General features: G+C 70.5%; 19 protein-coding genes. 11 read left to right on the forward strand and 8 right to left on the reverse strand.

The window, feature by feature from the left end; translation table 11 throughout:
- Positions 1–1,218, reverse strand: a complete 1,218-nt coding sequence (locus tag ACQKQD_RS07525; RefSeq protein WP_427508095.1) for a TIGR03862 family flavoprotein — start codon at positions 1,216–1,218, stop codon at positions 1–3.
- Positions 1,219–1,473: 255 nt separating this feature from the next.
- Between ACQKQD_RS07525 and ACQKQD_RS07530 the strand changes: the two genes are divergently transcribed.
- Positions 1,474–3,009, forward strand: a complete 1,536-nt coding sequence (locus tag ACQKQD_RS07530) for an MDR family MFS transporter (RefSeq protein WP_427507978.1) — start codon at positions 1,474–1,476, stop codon at positions 3,007–3,009.
- 272 nt (positions 3,010–3,281) lie between these two features.
- A complete protein-coding gene (locus ACQKQD_RS07535) occupies positions 3,282–4,316 on the forward strand; it encodes a TerC family protein (protein WP_427507979.1) in 1,035 nt (344 codons plus the stop codon).
- A 24-nt stretch (positions 4,317–4,340) separates the two neighbouring features.
- Here ACQKQD_RS07535 and ACQKQD_RS07540 read toward each other — a convergent pair whose 3' ends face one another.
- The 3 genes from ACQKQD_RS07540 to ACQKQD_RS07550 all read right to left on the reverse strand — a co-directional run bounded on the left by ACQKQD_RS07540 (position 4,341) and on the right by ACQKQD_RS07550 (position 6,255).
- The gene (locus ACQKQD_RS07540) at positions 4,341–5,096 is read right to left on the reverse strand and encodes an N-acetylmuramoyl-L-alanine amidase (RefSeq protein WP_427507980.1); all 756 of its coding nucleotides are present in this window, start codon (positions 5,094–5,096) and stop codon (positions 4,341–4,343) included.
- Positions 5,093–5,833 (reverse strand): TerB family tellurite resistance protein, encoded by a 741-nt coding sequence (locus ACQKQD_RS07545; protein WP_427507981.1) that lies wholly within the window; start codon positions 5,831–5,833, stop codon positions 5,093–5,095. The genes ACQKQD_RS07540 and ACQKQD_RS07545 overlap by 4 nt, the downstream gene beginning before the upstream one ends.
- Positions 5,834–5,985: 152 nt before the next feature.
- Positions 5,986–6,255 (reverse strand): hypothetical protein, encoded by a 270-nt coding sequence (locus ACQKQD_RS07550; RefSeq protein WP_012318984.1) that lies wholly within the window; start codon positions 6,253–6,255, stop codon positions 5,986–5,988.
- A 251-nt stretch (positions 6,256–6,506) separates the two neighbouring features.
- Between ACQKQD_RS07550 and ACQKQD_RS07555 the strand changes: the two genes are divergently transcribed.
- Positions 6,507–7,238, forward strand: a complete 732-nt coding sequence (locus ACQKQD_RS07555; protein WP_427507982.1) for an urease accessory protein UreE — start codon at positions 6,507–6,509, stop codon at positions 7,236–7,238.
- Positions 7,239–7,333: 95 nt separating this feature from the next.
- Here the strand turns inward: ACQKQD_RS07555 and ACQKQD_RS07560 are convergent, their stop codons facing one another.
- The 3 genes from ACQKQD_RS07560 to ACQKQD_RS07570 form a co-directional block, all read right to left on the reverse strand.
- Positions 7,334–7,759, reverse strand: a complete 426-nt coding sequence (locus tag ACQKQD_RS07560; RefSeq protein ID WP_427508096.1) for a GFA family protein — start codon at positions 7,757–7,759, stop codon at positions 7,334–7,336.
- A gap of 164 nt (positions 7,760–7,923) precedes the next feature.
- A complete protein-coding gene (locus ACQKQD_RS07565) occupies positions 7,924–8,139 on the reverse strand; it encodes a hypothetical protein (protein ID WP_427507983.1) in 216 nt (71 codons plus the stop codon).
- A 13-nt stretch (positions 8,140–8,152) separates the two neighbouring features.
- A complete protein-coding gene (locus ACQKQD_RS07570; protein WP_157862090.1) occupies positions 8,153–8,323 on the reverse strand; it encodes a hypothetical protein in 171 nt (56 codons plus the stop codon).
- Between the two features lie 321 nt (positions 8,324–8,644).
- Between ACQKQD_RS07570 and ACQKQD_RS07575 the strand changes: the two genes are divergently transcribed.
- Positions 8,645–9,520 (forward strand): SDR family oxidoreductase, encoded by an 876-nt coding sequence (locus tag ACQKQD_RS07575; protein ID WP_427507984.1) that lies wholly within the window; start codon positions 8,645–8,647, stop codon positions 9,518–9,520.
- A 68-nt stretch (positions 9,521–9,588) separates the two neighbouring features.
- Here the strand turns inward: ACQKQD_RS07575 and ACQKQD_RS07580 are convergent, their stop codons facing one another.
- Positions 9,589–10,266, reverse strand: coding sequence for a methyl-accepting chemotaxis protein (locus tag ACQKQD_RS07580; protein WP_427507985.1), 678 nt, complete (start codon positions 10,264–10,266; stop codon positions 9,589–9,591).
- A 108-nt stretch (positions 10,267–10,374) separates the two neighbouring features.
- Here ACQKQD_RS07580 and ACQKQD_RS07585 point away from each other — a divergent pair, with 108 nt between their 5' ends.
- The 7 genes from ACQKQD_RS07585 (at position 10,375) to ACQKQD_RS07615 (ending at position 16,407) form a co-directional block, all read left to right on the forward strand.
- A complete protein-coding gene (locus ACQKQD_RS07585) occupies positions 10,375–11,586 on the forward strand; it encodes a tyrosine-type recombinase/integrase (protein WP_427507986.1) in 1,212 nt (403 codons plus the stop codon).
- A complete protein-coding gene (locus tag ACQKQD_RS07590; RefSeq protein ID WP_427507987.1) occupies positions 11,579–12,142 on the forward strand; it encodes a hypothetical protein in 564 nt (187 codons plus the stop codon). The genes ACQKQD_RS07585 and ACQKQD_RS07590 overlap by 8 nt, the downstream gene beginning before the upstream one ends.
- Positions 12,143–12,256: 114 nt before the next feature.
- Positions 12,257–12,481 (forward strand): helix-turn-helix domain-containing protein, encoded by a 225-nt coding sequence (locus tag ACQKQD_RS07595; protein WP_427507988.1) that lies wholly within the window; start codon positions 12,257–12,259, stop codon positions 12,479–12,481.
- Between the two features lie 431 nt (positions 12,482–12,912).
- Positions 12,913–13,269 (forward strand): hypothetical protein, encoded by a 357-nt coding sequence (locus ACQKQD_RS07600; protein WP_427507989.1) that lies wholly within the window; start codon positions 12,913–12,915, stop codon positions 13,267–13,269.
- Entirely contained in the window at positions 13,269–14,228 is a 960-nt protein-coding gene (locus tag ACQKQD_RS07605) for a DUF7146 domain-containing protein (RefSeq protein WP_427507990.1), read from the forward strand. The genes ACQKQD_RS07600 and ACQKQD_RS07605 overlap by 1 nt, the downstream gene beginning before the upstream one ends.
- A complete protein-coding gene (locus tag ACQKQD_RS07610; RefSeq protein WP_427507991.1) occupies positions 14,221–15,435 on the forward strand; it encodes an ATP-binding protein in 1,215 nt (404 codons plus the stop codon). The genes ACQKQD_RS07605 and ACQKQD_RS07610 overlap by 8 nt, the downstream gene beginning before the upstream one ends.
- A 462-nt stretch (positions 15,436–15,897) precedes the next feature.
- Positions 15,898–16,407 carry a hypothetical protein gene (locus tag ACQKQD_RS07615; RefSeq protein ID WP_427507992.1) on the forward strand — a complete coding sequence of 170 codons (510 nt, stop codon included), beginning with the start codon at positions 15,898–15,900 and terminating at the stop codon, positions 16,405–16,407.
- Positions 16,408–16,414 lie beyond the last annotated feature (7 nt).

Genomic DNA, 16,414 nt, shown 5'->3' on the forward strand with positions numbered 1-16,414 from the left:
TCAGCCGCCGGTCTCGCGCAGCCAGTCGAGCATCCCGGCGGCGGCCGACCGGCCGCCCGCGAAGGCGCCCTGGAGGAGGTAGCCGCCGGTCGGCGCCTCCCAGTCGAGCATCTCGCCGGCCAGGAACAGGCCGGGATGGGCGCGCAGCATGGATCGCTCGTCCAGCGCGTCGAGCCGGACGCCGCCCGCCGTCGAGATCGCCCGCTCGATCGGCGCGGAGGCGGTGAGGGTGATGGGCGCCGCCTTGATCAGCCCGGCGAGGGCCCCGGGCTCCGCCGGGAGGGCGGCGCCGGCCGCCTCGCGCAGCAGCCCCGCCGCCGCGGGCGCGAGGCCCGCGGCCTTGCGCAGCCGGGTCGCGGCCGAGTCGCCCGGCCGGGCGCCGGACAGGCGGCGGGCGAGGGCGTCCCGGGTCAGGTCCGGGCGGAGATCCACGACGAGCCGCGCGCTGCCCCCGGCCGCGATTGCCTCGCGCAGGACGCGCGAGAGGGCGTAGACCGCCCCGCCCTCGAGGCCGGCCTCCGTGATCACGGCCTCGCCCCGCACCGTGGTGCCCGCACAGGTGAGCGCCACCCGCTTCAGCGGCGCGCCGGAGAACCGCTCCCGGAACAGGTCGGACCACGCTGCCGCGAAGCCGGCATTGGCCGGACGCAGGGGCGACACCGCCACGCCGAGCCCCTCGAGGAGCGGGACCCAGCGCCCGTCCGAGCCGAGGCGCGGCCAGCTCGCCCCGCCCAGCGCCAGCAGGGTGGCGCGCGGCCGGATGTCCAGGGGACCGTCCGGGGTCTCGAAGCGCAGGCCCCCGGCGATCCCCGTGAGCCGGTGGCGGGTCCGGATCCGGACGCCGAGGCGGTCGAGCCGCGCCAGCCACGCCCGCAGCAGGGGCGAGGCCTTGAAGCTGCGCGGGAAGACGCGCCCGCTCGTGCCGACGAAGGTCGGCTCGCCGAGATCCGCGCACCACGCCCTGAGCGCGTCGGGCGGGAAGGCCGCGATGGCCGCGTCGAGGGCGCCGCGCGGATGGTAGCGGGCGAGGAACTCGGCCCGCGCCTCGCCGTGGGTGATGTTGAGGCCGCCGCGCCCGGCGATCAGCAGCTTGCGGGCGACCGACGGCATGCGCTCGTAGACCGTGACCGCGCGGCCGGCCTCGCCCAGCACCTCGGCCGCGGCGAGCCCGGCGGGCCCCCCGCCCACGATGGCGATTGCGTCCCTGTCATCCGGCATGGGGCGGGAGAGCGACAGCCCGGCACCCTCTGTCAAGGGCGAAGGTCGGATCGGCGCCGGGCGCCATGGGCCGGCCTCCGGCGTTGCGCTAGGAAACGGACACGCCCGAACGCACGTTCTTCCCGACCCCGGGCGCCGCGGTTACCGGTGCACCGACCCGCGACCGCGGCCCGCCCGCGCCCCCTCATGCCGCCCCAGGCCCCGTCCGCCCCGGACGGTCGGCCGGCACGGTCCGGATCAGAGGCTCTCAGACACGTGGCCAGTCCCGTCGCCGTCACCGAGATCCAGCCGCAGGCCCAGGCGCGGCCCGCCCCGCAGGCCGCGCTCAGCCCCGGCGAGATCCGCGCCATCGTCTACGGGCTGATGACCGCGATGCTGCTCGCGGCCCTCGACCAGACCATCGTGGCGACCGCCATGCCGACCATCGGCCTCGACCTCGGCGACGCCGCGAACCTGCCCTGGATCGTCACCGCCTACCTGCTGGCCTCCACGGCGGTGACCCCGCTCTACGGCAAGCTCAGCGACATCCACGGCCGGCGGATCATGCTGCTGATCGCCATCGCGACCTTCGTGGTCGGCTCGCTCGCCTGCGCGCTCGCGCCCACGATGGTGACGCTCGCGCTCGCCCGGGGTCTCCAGGGTGTCGGCGGCGGCGGCCTGATCGCCCTGGCGCAGACCATCCTGGCCGACATCATGTCGCCCAAGGAGCGGGCGCGCTATCAGGTGGTGATCGCGGGCGTGTTCGTGACGGCCTCGGTGGCGGGGCCGCTGCTCGGCGGCCTCTTCGCCCAGCACCTGCACTGGTCGCTGATCTTCTGGATCAACCTGCCGATCGGCGTCCTCGCCTTCGCGCTCACCAACGCCAACCTCAAGCGCCTGCCCCGCCACGAGCGCCGCCACCGGCTGGACTATCCCGGCGCCGCCCTGATGGTGGCGGGCTCCGTCACCCTCCTGCTGGCCCTGAGCTGGGGCGGGGTGCGCTACCCCTGGGACTCCGCACCGGTCCTCGCCCTCCTCGCCGGGGCGGCCGTGCTGGGCGGCGGCTTCGCGGCGCGGCTCGCCACGGCGGCCGAGCCGCTGATCCCCACGGAGGTGCTCAAGGACCGGGTGGTCTACAGCGCGACGCTGGCCGCGTGCTTCGCCATGGGCACCTTCATCGGGCTCACCATCTACGTGCCGATCTTCCTCGAAGGGGTGATCGGGCTCTCGGCGAGCGAGTCCGGGCTGGCCCTGGTGCCGCTGATGATCGGCACCGTCACGGGCGCGACCCTGTCGGGCCGGTCGATGCTCCATTTCCGGCACTACAAGCGCGTGCCCCTGGCGATGATGTGCGTCAGCCTCGCCTGCTGCGCCACCATCGCCTGGCAGGGCCGGGCGCTGCCCTTCTGGCTCATGGAGGTGCTGTTCGCGCTGCTCTCCATGGGGATCGGGACGATCCTGCCGCTCTCGACCATCTCGATCCAGAACGCGGTGGAGACGCACCAGCTCGGCATCGCCACCGCCGCGATGAACTTCTTCCGCTCCCTCGGCGGGGCCCTGATCGTGGCGGCCTTCGGCACGATCGTGCTCGGCGGCGCCGCCGGCGGGGCGGGGGGAGGGGCCCACGACGTGGAGAGCCTGATCCGCGGCGCGGACCCGGCCCAGCTCGCCCTGACCTTCCGCCACGTCTTCATGGCCGCCTGCCTCGGCCTGCTCGGGGCCTTCACGTTCCTGGCGCTGATGGAGGAGCGGCCCCTGCGCGAGCGCACGTCGCCCAGGATGGCCGCCGAGACCCCGGAGGCCTCCGCCTGACGGCCTCGCGGCACCGGACGCGTTCCCTCAACCCCCGCGTTCCCGTCCGGGACCGGAGGTCGTCCCGACACGCGCGCCCGCGTCGCGTCGGGGCCACGGGAAGCGGATAGCGTCACCGGACCGCGCGCTGGCCGGGAGCTCTGCCCTTGATTCGCCCGGATCACCGCTTACGTCGGCCCCATCGGCTGCGGGCCCCTCTGGCGGGCGCTCCTCAGCGCCCGTGATGTCGGAGCCGATGCTTTCCATCTGGAATCAGCATCAGGTCCCCGCACATGATGGACGTCCTCACCGTCGAATGGCTCGGCAAGCCGTTGTGGATGTGGCTCGGGTTCCACGTCCTGATCGCCTGCCTGCTCGCCTTCGACCTCGGGCTCCTCCACCGCGACAAGGAGCACGAGATCGGCGTCCGGGAGAGCTTGGCTCTCACCGGCTTCTACCTCGCCCTCGGCCTCGCCTTCGGCGGCTGGATCTGGTGGTATCTCGGGCCGTCTTCCGCCGAGGAGTACGTCACCGGCCTCGTGGTCGAGAAGTCGCTGTCGATGGACAACGTCTTCGTCATCGCGATGATCCTCACGGCCCTGGGCATCCCGCGGGCGGCCCAGCACCGGGTCCTCCTCTGGGGCATCCTGGCGGCCGTGGTGCTGCGCGGCCTGATGATCGGGCTCGGCGCCGCCCTGGTGCACGAGGTGCACTGGGTGCTCTCCCTGTTCGCCGCCTTCCTGATCTACGCCGGCCTGAAGATCCTGATCGCGGGCGACGAGGAGGAGGGCGACTTCCAGAACAGCGCCGTCGTGCGCTGGTTCAAGACGACCTTCCGGGTCACCCCCGACCTGCACGGCCAGCGCTTCACCGTGCGCAAGACCGACCCGAGGACCGGCAAGGTCGCCCTGTACTTCACCCCGCTGGCCCTCGCCCTGGTGCTGGTGAACGGCGCCGACGTGATCTTCGCGGTCGACAGCGTGCCGGCGATCTTCGCGATCACCACCGACACGTTCGTGGTCTACACCTCCAACATCTTCGCGATCCTGGGCCTGCGCGCCCTCTACTTCGCGCTCGCCGCGATGGTCGACCGGTTCGCCTACCTGAAGACGGCGCTGGCCTTCATCCTGATCTTCATCGGCGCCAAGATCGTGGTCGCCGACACGTTCGGGCTCATCCACGTGCAGCCCTGGGTCTCCCTGGTGGTGACCCTGACGCTGCTGGCGGCGGGCGTCTTCTACAGCCTCTGGCGGACCCGGACCGACGCACCGGTCGCGCCGGCCCCGGAGGCCGGGCACCCCCGCGAGGCCCGGGCCCACCGCGCCTGAGGGGGCCCGGCGGGCGCCCGGCCCTCAGGCCGGCGGCAGCGCCGCGATCAGGTCGCGCAGGGTGGTGATGGTCGAGGCGTCGGCCACGCCGTCCACCCGCGCCGGGCGGAAGTGGCGCTGGAACGCGGTGACCACCGCCTGGGTGCGCGCGTCGAACAGCCCGGTCACCGGGAGTTCGTAGCCGTAGAGCGCGAACATCGCCTGCAGCGCCTCGACGGGCTGGCCGGCATCGCCCCGCGCGAAGAAACGGCCGTCCTGGAGGCTGGCGGGGGGCACGCGATGGCCCACCCCCGCCGCCGCCAGACGGTCCCACGGGAAGATCTCCCCCGGATCCTCCTTGCGCTCGGGCGCGACGTCGGAATGGGCGAGCACCCGCTCCGGCGGGATCGGCCAGCGGCCGAGGACGTCCCGGGCCAGCGCGATCACCGCCTCGACCTGGGCCTCCGGGTAGGGCGGCAGGCCGCCGGCATGGCCCGGGTTCACGATCTCGATCCCGATCGACCGGGAATTGACGTCGGTCTCGCCCTTCCAGGCGCCGGCGCCGGCGTGCCAGGCCCGGCGGGCCTCCGGCACCATCTGGACGATCCCGCCATCCTCGAACACGAGGTAGTGCGCCGAGACCTCGCTCAGCGGGTCGCGCAGGCGCGCGAGGGCGGCGGCCCCGCTGTCCATCCCGGTGTAGTGCAGGATCAGCATGTCGAGCGGCCCCGCGCGGCGGGCGCCGTGGTTCGGCGAGGGCGCGACGCGGCGGGCGAGGGGGCTGTCGGGGGTCAGGCTCACCGCAGCCCGCGCTCCTGCGCGATCCGGTCATAGGCGGCGTTGATCGCGGCGAGCCGCCGCGTGGCGATGGCCACCGCCTCCGTCGGCAGGCCGCGGGCGAGCGCCCGGTCCGGGTGGTGCTCGGCCACCAGCGCCCGGTGGCGGGCCTTCACGGCGGCGTCGTCCGCCTCGCGGTCGAGCCCGAGGACGCCGTAGGGATCGTCCGGCAACCGCACGTGGCGGGCGGCGATGCGCCGGAACGCCGCCTCGTCGAAGCCGAAGATGCCCGAGACCGCGCGCAGGTAGCGCTCCTCGGCCTCGTGCAGCGCCCCGTCGGCGCCGGCGATCTGGAACAGGCCGTCGAGCACGTCCTCGAGGAGCGCCGGCTCGTCGCCGAAGGTGGTCGCCAGCTGCTGGGCGTAGGCCTCGAAGCCGTTCGTGGTCTTCTTGGCGAGGTCGAACAGGCGCTCGACGCCCGCCCGCGCGGACGGCCCCACCTGCACGACCCGGCCGAACGCCTCGACCTCCGAGGGCAGCACGACGCCGTCGGACTTGGCCATCTTGGCGGCGAGCGCCACGAGTCCGGTGGTGAACACGACGTCGCGCGGCGTCCGCCCGAAGGGCGCGCCGACGCGGTCGAGCAGGAAATGACCGGCGACCCCGCCGATCAGCGCCCCGAGGGGGCCGCCGATCGCGAGGCCGAATCCGGCGCCGCCGAGCTTGCCCCAGACGCCCTGAGTCTTGGTCGCCTGAGTCATGGGACGACCGGTCCCGGCGCTGATCCTCGGCTCGGCTCTGTCATCGGCGGCGGCGGGGTTCCGGCACCGGGACGGGCCCGGCCGAGCGACGGGATAGCCGCTCCGCACGCCGCGAGGAAGGGCCGGGGCGCGCCCAGCCCTTCCCCTTCAGCTCAGCGGCAGTACACGTTGCCGTAGGCGTCGCGATAGGTGCCGTAGGGGCAGCGCGGCGCGGTCGAGGCGCCCACGATGGCGCCGCCGGCGCCGCCGATCGCGGCACCCGCCAGGGCACCGCCCGCGCGGCCGGTGGCCGCCGCGCCGATCGCGGCACCGGTCAGGGCGCCGAGGCCGGCGCCGCCCAGAGCCCGGTCCTCCGGGGTGTTGCAGCCGGCGAGCGAGAGGGCGGCGATGGTGGCGATGGCGGCGGCCGTCAGCTTCTTCATGGTCCCCAGAACTCCCTTGTGAATCCGGTCCGGCCGGTGGCCGTGATCGTTGCGGATCGGGTCGAGCTTAGCAGGAAAGGAATGTCAGCCATACGGCTAAGGTTCCATCGGCCGCGAGACGCGTTGCGAGACGAGTTGCGCCCGGTTCCCGTCTCGCCCTATGCCACGTTCGGAGGCGCTCCGGCCGCGGTGCCGCGACGCCCTATCCGGCACCACGCCCGGCACCAGTCCGGCACATGTCCGAGGGTCCCATGCCGACAGCCACCACGATCGTCCGCCGGGCCGCGGTCCGCGCCGACCGCGTCGCCGACACGGTGACCCTCGACCGCGCGGGCCGGGCTGCCGTCGCCGGATCCCTGGTCGCCGAGGGCGGCCTCGGCTTCGACGTCGCGCTCACCAAGGCCGCGGCGCTCGAGGACGGCGACGCCCTGCGCCTCGACGACGGCCGGCTCGTCGCGGTGCGGGCGGCCGCCGAGGATCTCCTGGAGGTGCGCGCCGAGAATCCGGCCCGCCTGCTGCGCTTGGCCTGGCAGCTCGGCGGCAGCCACGTGGACGCCGAGATCGGCGCGGACGTGCTCTACGTGCCGGCGACGCCCGCCGCGGCCGAGCTGGTGCGCGGGCAGGGCTGCGTCGCGACCCCGGTCTCCCGTGCCTTCCGTCCCGAGCAGGCCGCCCACGATCACAGCACCTGCGGGCACGATCACGGGCACGACCACGCTCACGCGCACGATCATGGGCACAGCCACGATCATGGGCACAGCCACGATCACGGGCACAGCCACGATCACGGGCACAGCCACGATCACGGGCACAGCCACGATCACGGGCACAGCCACGATCACGGGCACGAGAAGCACGGCCACGATCATGCCCACGGTCACAGCCATGATCACAGCCATGATCACGGCCATGATCACGAGCACGGGCACCAGAAGCACGGCCACGTGCACGGTCCCGGCTGCGGCTGCGGCCACGATCACTAGCGGTTGAGCCGGGCCCGATCGGGGATCCCGCACCGGGCCCACACCGCGGACGGTCCGCCGCCGTTACGCGGCCCTCACGCAGCCCTACGCGACCGTCACTCTGCCGGGACGAAGCGCAGCGTGCCGGCGCGCCGCGTGGGCTGGCCGGTGTCGTTCGTGTGATTGACGCCGTCCATCACCGGGACCTCCGGAAAGTCGAAGGGACTGACCCCGTCCAGGCAGGCCACGTTGACGGCGTGGACGTTCGGGTCCGACCGTCGCTGATGGTGCGTGTAGACGCCGCAGCGGGAGCAGAAGAAGTGCTGCGCCGCCCCGGTATGGAACCGGTAGGTCGTCAGCGCCTCCGCCCCCTCCAGGATCCTCACCCCGCCCGGCCGCGCCATGACGACGACGGCGCCGCGCATGCGGCAGTAGGAACAGGTGCATCGTCGGATCGACGCGAGATCCCCGTCGAGGGCCGCCTCGAAGCGCACCGCCCCGCAGTGGCAGCGTCCGGACCAGGTCGTCGCGTCGTCCGCCATGGTGCTGGGCATCCCGTGCGTTTTCCTGCGATCGGGCGCGGCGACAGAGCCGGCCGGCACCTCGAACCCTAAGTTTCCGGCACCGTGCGGACAATCACCATGTCCTCACACGATGTGTCAGGAAAACTCACGCAGGGTCTCCGGCGGGCCGAGATCCCTGCCGGTCACAGGCGCTTCGGGACGGGCCTGAGGCAGTACCGGCGCGACGCCTCGGCGGACAGGCTGTCCTGGGCGGCCACGCACTGGTCGAGGGTGAGGCCGATGCTGGACGCGTAGGGCTCGTTGGGAGACAGCGCCGCGCGGGCGAGGGCCGCCAGGTACAGCAGGAACGCCGCGACCGCGACGACCAGCGCGGCGACGAGGACGCGGTTCAGCAGCATCGCCGGCGACCGCTCACGGGATCCCGACCAGCAGCAGCGCGAGCGCGAGCACCGTGAGTCCCGCTCCGATCAGCGTCACGGCGGTGTAGTCGCGTCCGGACCGCCGCGCGGGCGCGCGACCGGGCCGGATCGTGATCCGCGCCCCGGATCCCTGCGCGGGACCCGGATCCCCGGGCTGGCTCACTGCAGCAGACCCCACAGGCCCGTCGCCAGTCCGAAGGTGAGCGAGAGCATCGCTGCGCAGATCAGGACCCGGTCGATCACGCGGGCGGCCCGATCCTCCGGCTGAACGTCGATCATGGCGGGACCTCCTCTCGGCCAGAGTGACGAGCGGCTGTTGCTGACCTGTGTCGGCCCCTCGCCGGCACACGGGTTCGTGTTGTCCGCGAGGGGGGAGGGGGGAGGGCGGCCTCGAACGGGGCTGTGCCGGCGGGGCGCGGCGCCAGGGCACCGGAACACCCGGGATGCCGTGCGGTTGGACCGGCATCCTTATCGGAGATGACGCGTGACCACGGATCCGCTGCACAAGTATCCCCGCCCGCCCTTCGCGGCGCAGCCCCAAAGTTTCCCCGGCAAGACCGGCCGCATGGAGCCCGAACCCGACCACGGCGAGGCGAGCTACAAGGGCTCGGGCAAGCTGACCGGCCAGGCCGCGCTGATCACCGGCGGCGATTCCGGTATCGGCCGCGCGGTCGCCATCGCCTTCGCCCGGGAAGGGGCCGACATCGCCATCTCCTACCTGCCGGACGAGCAGGCCGACGCGGAGGCGGTCGCCCAGTGGGTCGAGAAGGCGGGTCGGCGGGCACTGCTCCTGCCGGGCGACCTCAAGGACGCCGCCTACGGGCGCCAGATCGTCGCCCGCACGGTCGAGACGTTCGGGCGCCTCGACGTGCTGGTCAACAACGGCGCGTTCCAGCAGCCGAACGAGGATCTCGCCGGGATCGACGACGCCGTGTTCGAGGACCATTTCCGCACCAACGTGTTCGGCGCGTTCTACGTGACCAAGGCGGCGCTCGCCCATCTCAAGCCCGGCGCCTCGGTGATCTTCACCTCCTCGGTGAATTCCAAGCACCCGATGCCGTCGCTCATGGCCTACAGCGCCACCAAGGGCGCCCTGAGCAACATGGTGCTCAGCTTGGCCCAGCTCCTCGCCGAGAAGGGCGTGCGCGTGAACGGCGTGCTGCCCGGGCCGATCTGGACCCCGTTCATCCCCTCCGGGATGAGCCAGGATTCGGTGAAATCCTTCGGCAGTCAGGTTCCGTTCGGCCGGCCCGGACAACCGGCCGAACTCGCCTCAGCCTACGTGATGCTGGCCTCCGACGAGAGCAGCTACACGTCGGGCGCGCTCGTCACGGTGGCCGGGGCCATGCCGGTGTTCTGACGCGCCTCTCCCGCGCGTTTCACGGACAGGCCCCGCGGCAGCGGCGCCCGTCCGGGGCGACGGCGCGCTCAGGCGGCGCGCATCTCGACGAGGAAGCGCATCACCTCGGCGCGCAGGGCCTCGGCGCTGCGGCAGACGTCGCCGGCCGCGGCACCGACCTCCCCGGCCACGCGGTGCGTCGCCTCCGCCGCCGACGAGGCCGAGACCACGTTCGCGCTCACCGCGTCGGTCCCCCGGGCGGCCTCGTCGATGTTCTGCGAGATGTGCCCGGTGGCGAACCGCTGCTGCTCGACCGCCGCCGCGATCGCGCTGGCGATCGCGTTCATCGTGTCGACGGTCCTCCCGATCGAGTGGACCGCGCCGACCGCCTCCGTCGTCTCGCCCTGGATCGCCGCGATCTGCGCGGTGATCTCCTCCGTGGCCTTCGCGGTCTGCCCGGCCAAGCCCTTCACCTCGGCGGCGACCACCGCGAAGCCGCGCCCCGACTCGCCCGCCCGCGCCGCCTCGATCGTGGCGTTCAGCGCCAGCAGGTTGGTCTGCTCGGCGATCGCCGAGATGATCCGCACGACTTCCCCGATCCGCTCCGCCGCCCCGGCGAGGCCGCGGATCTGCCGGTCGGTCCGCTCCGCCTCGCTCACCGCCTGACCGGCGATCGCGGCCGACTTGGTGACCTGCCCGCCGATCTCGCCGATCGAGGCCGACAGCTCCTCGGTAATGGCATTCCTGGGAACGCCCGGGAACCTCACAACGCACTGAAAAGCAGAGGCTATTTCGGGAGCGAAGTCCCCCGCAGTGCCCTGGCGTTCCCACAAATCCGCGTTTACGGTGTGGGTAGAAGCGCGGGTGAAGATCCTATGCAGGGTAAGCTCACGGCCCTCGGCGTGGCTCGGCTGAAGACGCCGGGCATGTACGGCGACGGCCACGGCCTCTGGCTTCAGGTTACCGGCAAGGGCGGGAAGAGCTGGATCTTCCGGTACAAGATCGCCGGCCGGGCGCGGGAGATGGGGCTCGGGTCGTGCGCGACCTGGTCGCTTGCCGAAGCGCGCGAGCGGGCGCGGGAATGCCGGAAGCTGACCTCCGAGGGCGTCGACCCGATCGAGGTTCGCAAAGTGAAGCGCCAGGAGGCAGCCCTAGAGGCCGCGAAGGCCATCACCTTCCGCGACTGCGCCGGGAAGTACATCGAGGCCCACAAGGCCGGCTGGCGCAACGCCATCCACGCGGCGCAGTGGCCGTCGTCGCTGGAGAACCACGTCCATCCGGTGATCGGCGACCTTCCGGTCCAGGCCATCGACACCGGCTCGGTGATGAAGGTGCTGGAGCCGATTTGGACCACGCGATCCGAGACGGCGACGAGGGTGCGCGCCCGGATCGAGTCGGTGCTCGATTGGGCGGCTACCCATGGCTACCGGCGCGGCGAGAACCCTGCGCGCTGGCGCGGGCATCTGCAGAACCTCCTTCCGAAGCGGTCGCGGGTAAAGCGGGTGCAGCACTACGCGGCGCTGCCGTTCAGGGAGATGGCCACCTTCATGGCCGACCTTCGAGGCGAGGACTCTGTCCCAGCCCGTGCGCTGGAGTTCGCGATCCTGACGGCAGCCCGCTCGGGCGAGGCGCTGGGCGCACGCTGGTCCGAAATCGACATGGAGGCTGGGATCTGGGCCATACCGGCCGAGCGGATGAAATCCGGCGTCGAGCACCGGGTGCCGCTGTCGGCGCCTGCCCTGGCTCTCTTGGCGAAGATGCACGGCCTCAACGAGACCTTCGTGTTCCCCGGCAGCCGGAGCCGGCGTCCGCTCACGGACAAGATGGCGCGCGACGTCCTCGTGAAGATCGACCGAGCCGGACTGACGGTTCACGGCTTCCGATCGTCGTTCCGGGACTGGGCCGGCGAGTGCACCGCATTCCCGCGTGACCTCGCTGAGATGGCTCTGGCGCACACCGTGGGTGACGCGACCGAGCGAGCCTATCGGCGCGGTGATCTGTTCGAGAAGCGGCGCGAGCTGATGGATGCTTGGGCGAGCTACGCCACTCAGGTTTGCGCTCGGGATCAAGGTGCCGCCCATGAGTGATGCACTCGACGATGAAGCCACGATCAATGCGCTTTTCGCTGTCGCTTCACCAGCATTCAATGCAAAAGCTTCACCCTATTTCGCTGAGGAAGAAGCCGAAAAGCTGAAGGCCGAGGCGCAGACCTTATGGTCGAATGGCCATTGGCTGCGCACTCTTCTGCAGGACCATGGCGAGCGGCTTCACGGTCCAGCCTTGGATACTACTGCACCGACTCAGCGCCAGCTAGATGAAGCGCTGGCTGCCATCATCATCTCCGCCTTTCGGATCGGTGCCGCTTCAGTCGTCCACCCTGCCAATGAGCGGCATCTTCAATCTGTTAAAATGGAACAGCGGCGTAAAGCAAAGGCGCTGACGCCACAGAATATCAAGCGAGACCGAATTAAGAAAACTGTTTTGCCGCCGCTTTTAGCAAGAGGAGCGTCCAGAACTGAGCAAATTTTGGAATTGGATAAAGCCTTAAAGGCCGAGAATGCGGGAACCATCTCCCCAGCGGGAGCTGATCGCTGGCGGAAGGAGATCCTGGCGATCATGGCTAAAGCGAAAATCTCTGACTGAGCGATCCTCACTCTGACAGAGCGAGGACTATTGCCCGTTGCTGATTAGTCGGCGCCAGCACTACTCTATCGACATTCCCAGGCATTCCTCGGGATAGAGCTAAGGAAAGCAGCCATGAACGCAGTCGTTCAGGGTGCCGCGGGAGAACCGCGTGCGCCGACGGGGAAGCTTTTGCATCGTACCAAGGATGCTCAGCGGATCCTCAGCATCAGCAACACAACCTTTTATAGGCTCGCAGCGGCGGGGAAGCTGAAGGTCGTCCGGATCGGCGCGTCCAGCTACGTCACCGACGAGAGCATCCGCACCTTCCTCGCTTCTTTGGTGCAGGAGGCCGCGTAGCCGAATGGCATCCAGAAAAGGTGAACCCCGCCGCGACGGCAATCGCGGGCGGGGCTCGGAATTCTCGGTGGGCACCGATGGTTCTGAGTTAGCACCGACCCCGCTCGAAATCCAGACCGCTCGCCTCCGGGCACAGTACGTTTTCAGTCCGGCGCTGGCGGCGGTCATCGCAGCCCATGCCTATAGCGTGGCTGATCGTTGGGGGCGCACATGAGTGCTCTCTCTCGAACCAGCTCCGTCGCGCCGCTCGCGTTCGATGCAGTAGCAGAACGTGCCGGCCTCGCCGCTCGGTACGCGGAAGCCGCCGCCTACCTCGCCGCTGCGCAGGACGGTCCCGGTATGGCCCACGCACTCGGTTGCGCCGGCAGGGCGCTCCTGGCCGCCAGTCAGGCCGCTTCGACCCTCCGGCCCGCAACACAGGAGGCGTCGCGATGAGCATCGCCAACCTTCGGCGCATCATGGACGACACGGACGCCCGCCTTCATCGAGCGAAGGATGAAGATGAGGTTCGGCAGATCGGGATCGACCACGTCCGCGCGCTTGGCGCGGATCTGGCGACCACGGCCTACCTGAAGCTCATCTCCGAGCCGGAACGCACTGTTCAGCAGCAGGCCGAGTTCCTGCAGGAACTCATCGCAGGGCTGTTCAAGTCCATCGAAGAGACGTTCGCCCATCACGGCGTGCAGGACGTTGCCCTGCTCTCTGATCACCTTGAGGCGGCGGATGTCGGGTTCGTCGGTCGCCTCGACGAGCTGTTCTCCGTCGTCAGGATTGGAGGGCACGCGTGATGGATCTTCGCTCCGCAGCGCGTGCGCTCGGGGGCGAGGTGGTCGGCCGGGGCATCGTCTGCCCCGGTCCGAACCACACCCGCCAGGATCGCAGCCTCTCTATCCTGTTCGACGCCTCGGCACCGGGCGGCTTCACCCTGCACAGTCATGCCGGCGACGACTTCGGCGCCTGCCGTGACTACGTGCGCGATCGGCTCGGACTTTCGGGGCAAGTTGCCCCGAAACCTGCGCCTTCGCCCCGCGAGCCGATCAAGGGGGGTAACGAAACGCTACCCCCTTCTACTTCCGATCGTGCGTGCGAAGGGGGTGGGTATTCACCACCCCCTCCCTCCGGCTCGGACCGGACTGGGCTCGCCCTTCGGATCTGGCGCGAGGCGAGGGAGTCGGCCGGGTCCCCGGTCAGCCGCTACCTCGCCCGCCGCGGCCTCGACCTCGTCGACGATGCGACCGAGGTTCTGCGGTTTCATCCGTCCTGTCCGTTCGCGGGCGGGCGGACGCCGGCCATGGTCGCGCTGGTCCAGAACATCGTCACCAACCAGCCGCAGGCGATCCATCGCTCAGCTTTGAGCCATGAAGGGCGGAAGGTCGAGGTCGACGGTAAGGACCGGCTCGCCCTCGGGAGCATTCGCGGCGGCGCCGTAAAACTCACGGCCGACGAGGAGGTCACGACCTGCCTCGGGATCGGCGAGGGCATCGAGACGACGCTCTCGCTCCGGCGCCTGCCTGAGTTCGGGGCCTCGCCCGTCTGGTCCGTCCTGAATGCGGGCGGGATCACCAGCTTCCCGGTTCTGCCCGGCATCGAATGCCTCTGGATCGCGGTCGACAATGATCCGGCCGGGCGGGGCGCGTCCGAACTGTGTGCTGACCGCTGGCGCCGCGCAGGCCGTGAGGTGCTGCTCGTGCACCCCACCGGCAACGGCGCCGATCTCAACGACATCCCGGAGGTGCGGCATGGCTGAGCCTGCCTATACCATCGAGCACCTGCGCCCGCGGGCCGAGCGGCGGGACAGCAGCGCAGCCCGCCCAAGCTCCGCGATCAGCATTCGCTGGCACGGCGACGCCGACCCCAACGCCGATCGGGCCTGGCTCGTGCGGGATCTGGTCTTCGAGACCGGCAAGGGCCTGCTCGCCGGCCAGTGGGGCGGCGGCAAGACGTTCGGCGCCCTCGACCTAAGCGCGTCCGTGATGACCGGCAGCCCCTTCGCGGGGAAGCGGGTGATGCGGCAGGGCGGCGTTCTGTTCATCGCACCGGAGGGATCCTTCGAGATCCCGATCCGGCTGAAGGGCATCGTTCACGGCAAGCTCGGACCCGACGCACCGGACCGGTTGCCGTTCGCTTGGATCGAGGAATGCCCGCGCCTGCTTGACGCCGATGCCGTGCCGCAGCTGGTCTCGGTGGCGAAGATGGCGGCCGAGCACTTGGCCGAAGCCTTCGATCTGCCACTCGCGCTGATCGTCATCGACACCGTCGCGGCCGGCGCCGGTTTCATGGACGAGAATTCAGCCGCCGAGGCGCAGCGTGTGATGAATGCCATGGAGGCCTTGAGCCACCAGACCGGCGCCTTCGTCCTTGGCGTCGATCACTTCGGCAAGGCCGTGGAAACCGGCACCCGGGGCTCGTCCGCGAAGGAAGCCGCAGCCGACGTGGTGCTCGCCATGCTCGCCAGCCGCGACGAGGCCGGCACGATCAGCAACACCCGCATGGCGATCCGAAAAGTGAGGGGAGGCCGTTGCGGCTATGAAATCCCCTATGCGCTGGAGGTCATCACCGTCGGCGAAACCTACGACCGTGAGCCGATCACCACGTGCATCGTGAACTGGCAGACGGACCGGATCTCAGCCTCGGCCGCTGCGGTAGCCAAGGAACGCTGGCCGACCTCGCTAAAGGTCTTCCGGCAGGCCTTCACGGCAGCACTGGATGAGCACGGGATCAGGGCGTGGCCGTTCGGATCGACTGGCGCCGAGCATCGGGCTGCGGCCGTCGAGCGCGTGCGGGACGCCTTCTATGCCACCTACCCCGCCGATGGTGAGGATGGTGCCAAGCGAGCAGACGCCAAGCGGCAGGCGTTCGGGCGGGCGCTGAAGATGGCTCTGGGGCGGTCCCTGGTGGCGTCAGTCGAGCTTCAGGGCGTCGATCACCTGTGGCTCGTGCCGGATGCGGACTGACGTGACACCCGGACGGACAGACGTGACACTCCTTAGTGTCACTGTCACGTCCGTCACGCTCCGGGCCCCAGACGTTCGTGACAGACGTCACGGTTGTCACGGTTGTCACGCTGAGAGGGACGGAGCGCAGATCTGCGGCGCAAGCGCCACCACTCCGGCCCGCGAGTGCATGCAGTCCGAGGCCATCACGCACCGTGGAGTTGGGCGGGCGCAAGCAGACGGCGTCTCTGTGCGGAACTGTAGTCAGCGCATCTGTAAGAGGACGGCACGCGCGAGCCGGCAGCCCGAATAAATCCAGAGCCAGCCGCCGGAACCGAGATGGCGGACACACTATCCGCCGACTTCGCCGAAAACTCATTCCGCTTCAGGGCGTTAGTTTTCGAGGTTGATTGCTACCCACATCCGCCCCCACGTCCGCGGGCGTTTCTAATTAGATTTCGGGCTCACACGGGGGGGGACGCCATGCCGATCACCAGCAAGCTCACGATCAAGGCCAGCCAGCTCGACCCGTTCGGCCGCGCCGTCATGCGGGAGCTGGAGAAGCGCGTCGTCATCGGGATCCCCGGCGACAGCATGCACCCGGCCGAGAAGGGCGAGGCGCCGATCAGCAACGCCGCCCTGGGCTACCTCTTCGAGCACGGCCAGCCTGAGAAGAACTTGCCCGCCCGCGCGCACCTCGTGCCGGGCGTGGAGCGGATCGCGGAGGAAGCGGCGGCCCGGCTCAAGGTGGCTGCGGCCAAGGCCCTGACGGGCGACCTCGACGCACCGGAGAAGGCCCTGCACGCCATCGGCCTCCTGGGCGTCTCTGCGGTTCAGCAGGAGATCACGGACGGCGCCTTTGCGCCCCTGGCCGAGCGGACCATCAAAGCCCGGATCCGTCGCGGCCGCACCGGCACGAAACCCCTCATCGACACGGGGGCCTATCGGCGGTCGTTCACCTACGTCGTCACCAGCCGCAACATCCGCGGCTGACGCAACT

Origin of the sequence: Methylobacterium sp. NPDC080182, from assembly GCF_050281105.1 — a bacterium.
In the GTDB taxonomy this organism is placed as follows: Bacteria; Pseudomonadota; Alphaproteobacteria; order Rhizobiales; family Beijerinckiaceae; genus Methylobacterium.

What these genes read in the sequence shown, in the direction of transcription:
- ACQKQD_RS07525 (WP_427508095.1), bottom strand. Translation starts at nt 1,218, where the DNA reads ATGCCGGATGACAGGGACGCAATCGCCATCGTGGGCGGGGGGCCCGCC.
- ACQKQD_RS07535 (WP_427507979.1), top strand. Translation starts at nt 3,282, where the DNA reads ATGATGGACGTCCTCACCGTCGAATGGCTCGGCAAGCCGTTGTGGATG.
- ACQKQD_RS07545 (WP_427507981.1), bottom strand. Translation starts at nt 5,833, where the DNA reads ATGACTCAGGCGACCAAGACTCAGGGCGTCTGGGGCAAGCTCGGCGGC.
- ACQKQD_RS07550 (WP_012318984.1), bottom strand. Translation starts at nt 6,255, where the DNA reads ATGAAGAAGCTGACGGCCGCCGCCATCGCCACCATCGCCGCCCTCTCG.
- ACQKQD_RS07555 (WP_427507982.1), top strand. Translation starts at nt 6,507, where the DNA reads ATGCCGACAGCCACCACGATCGTCCGCCGGGCCGCGGTCCGCGCCGAC.
- ACQKQD_RS07560 (WP_427508096.1), bottom strand. Translation starts at nt 7,759, where the DNA reads ATGGCGGACGACGCGACGACCTGGTCCGGACGCTGCCACTGCGGGGCG.
- ACQKQD_RS07565 (WP_427507983.1), bottom strand. Translation starts at nt 8,139, where the DNA reads ATGCTGCTGAACCGCGTCCTCGTCGCCGCGCTGGTCGTCGCGGTCGCG.
- ACQKQD_RS07585 (WP_427507986.1), top strand. Translation starts at nt 10,375, where the DNA reads ATGCAGGGTAAGCTCACGGCCCTCGGCGTGGCTCGGCTGAAGACGCCG.
- ACQKQD_RS07590 (WP_427507987.1), top strand. Translation starts at nt 11,579, where the DNA reads ATGAGTGATGCACTCGACGATGAAGCCACGATCAATGCGCTTTTCGCT.
- ACQKQD_RS07595 (WP_427507988.1), top strand. Translation starts at nt 12,257, where the DNA reads ATGAACGCAGTCGTTCAGGGTGCCGCGGGAGAACCGCGTGCGCCGACG.
- ACQKQD_RS07600 (WP_427507989.1), top strand. Translation starts at nt 12,913, where the DNA reads ATGAGCATCGCCAACCTTCGGCGCATCATGGACGACACGGACGCCCGC.
- ACQKQD_RS07605 (WP_427507990.1), top strand. Translation starts at nt 13,269, where the DNA reads ATGGATCTTCGCTCCGCAGCGCGTGCGCTCGGGGGCGAGGTGGTCGGC.
- ACQKQD_RS07610 (WP_427507991.1), top strand. Translation starts at nt 14,221, where the DNA reads ATGGCTGAGCCTGCCTATACCATCGAGCACCTGCGCCCGCGGGCCGAG.
- ACQKQD_RS07615 (WP_427507992.1), top strand. Translation starts at nt 15,898, where the DNA reads ATGCCGATCACCAGCAAGCTCACGATCAAGGCCAGCCAGCTCGACCCG.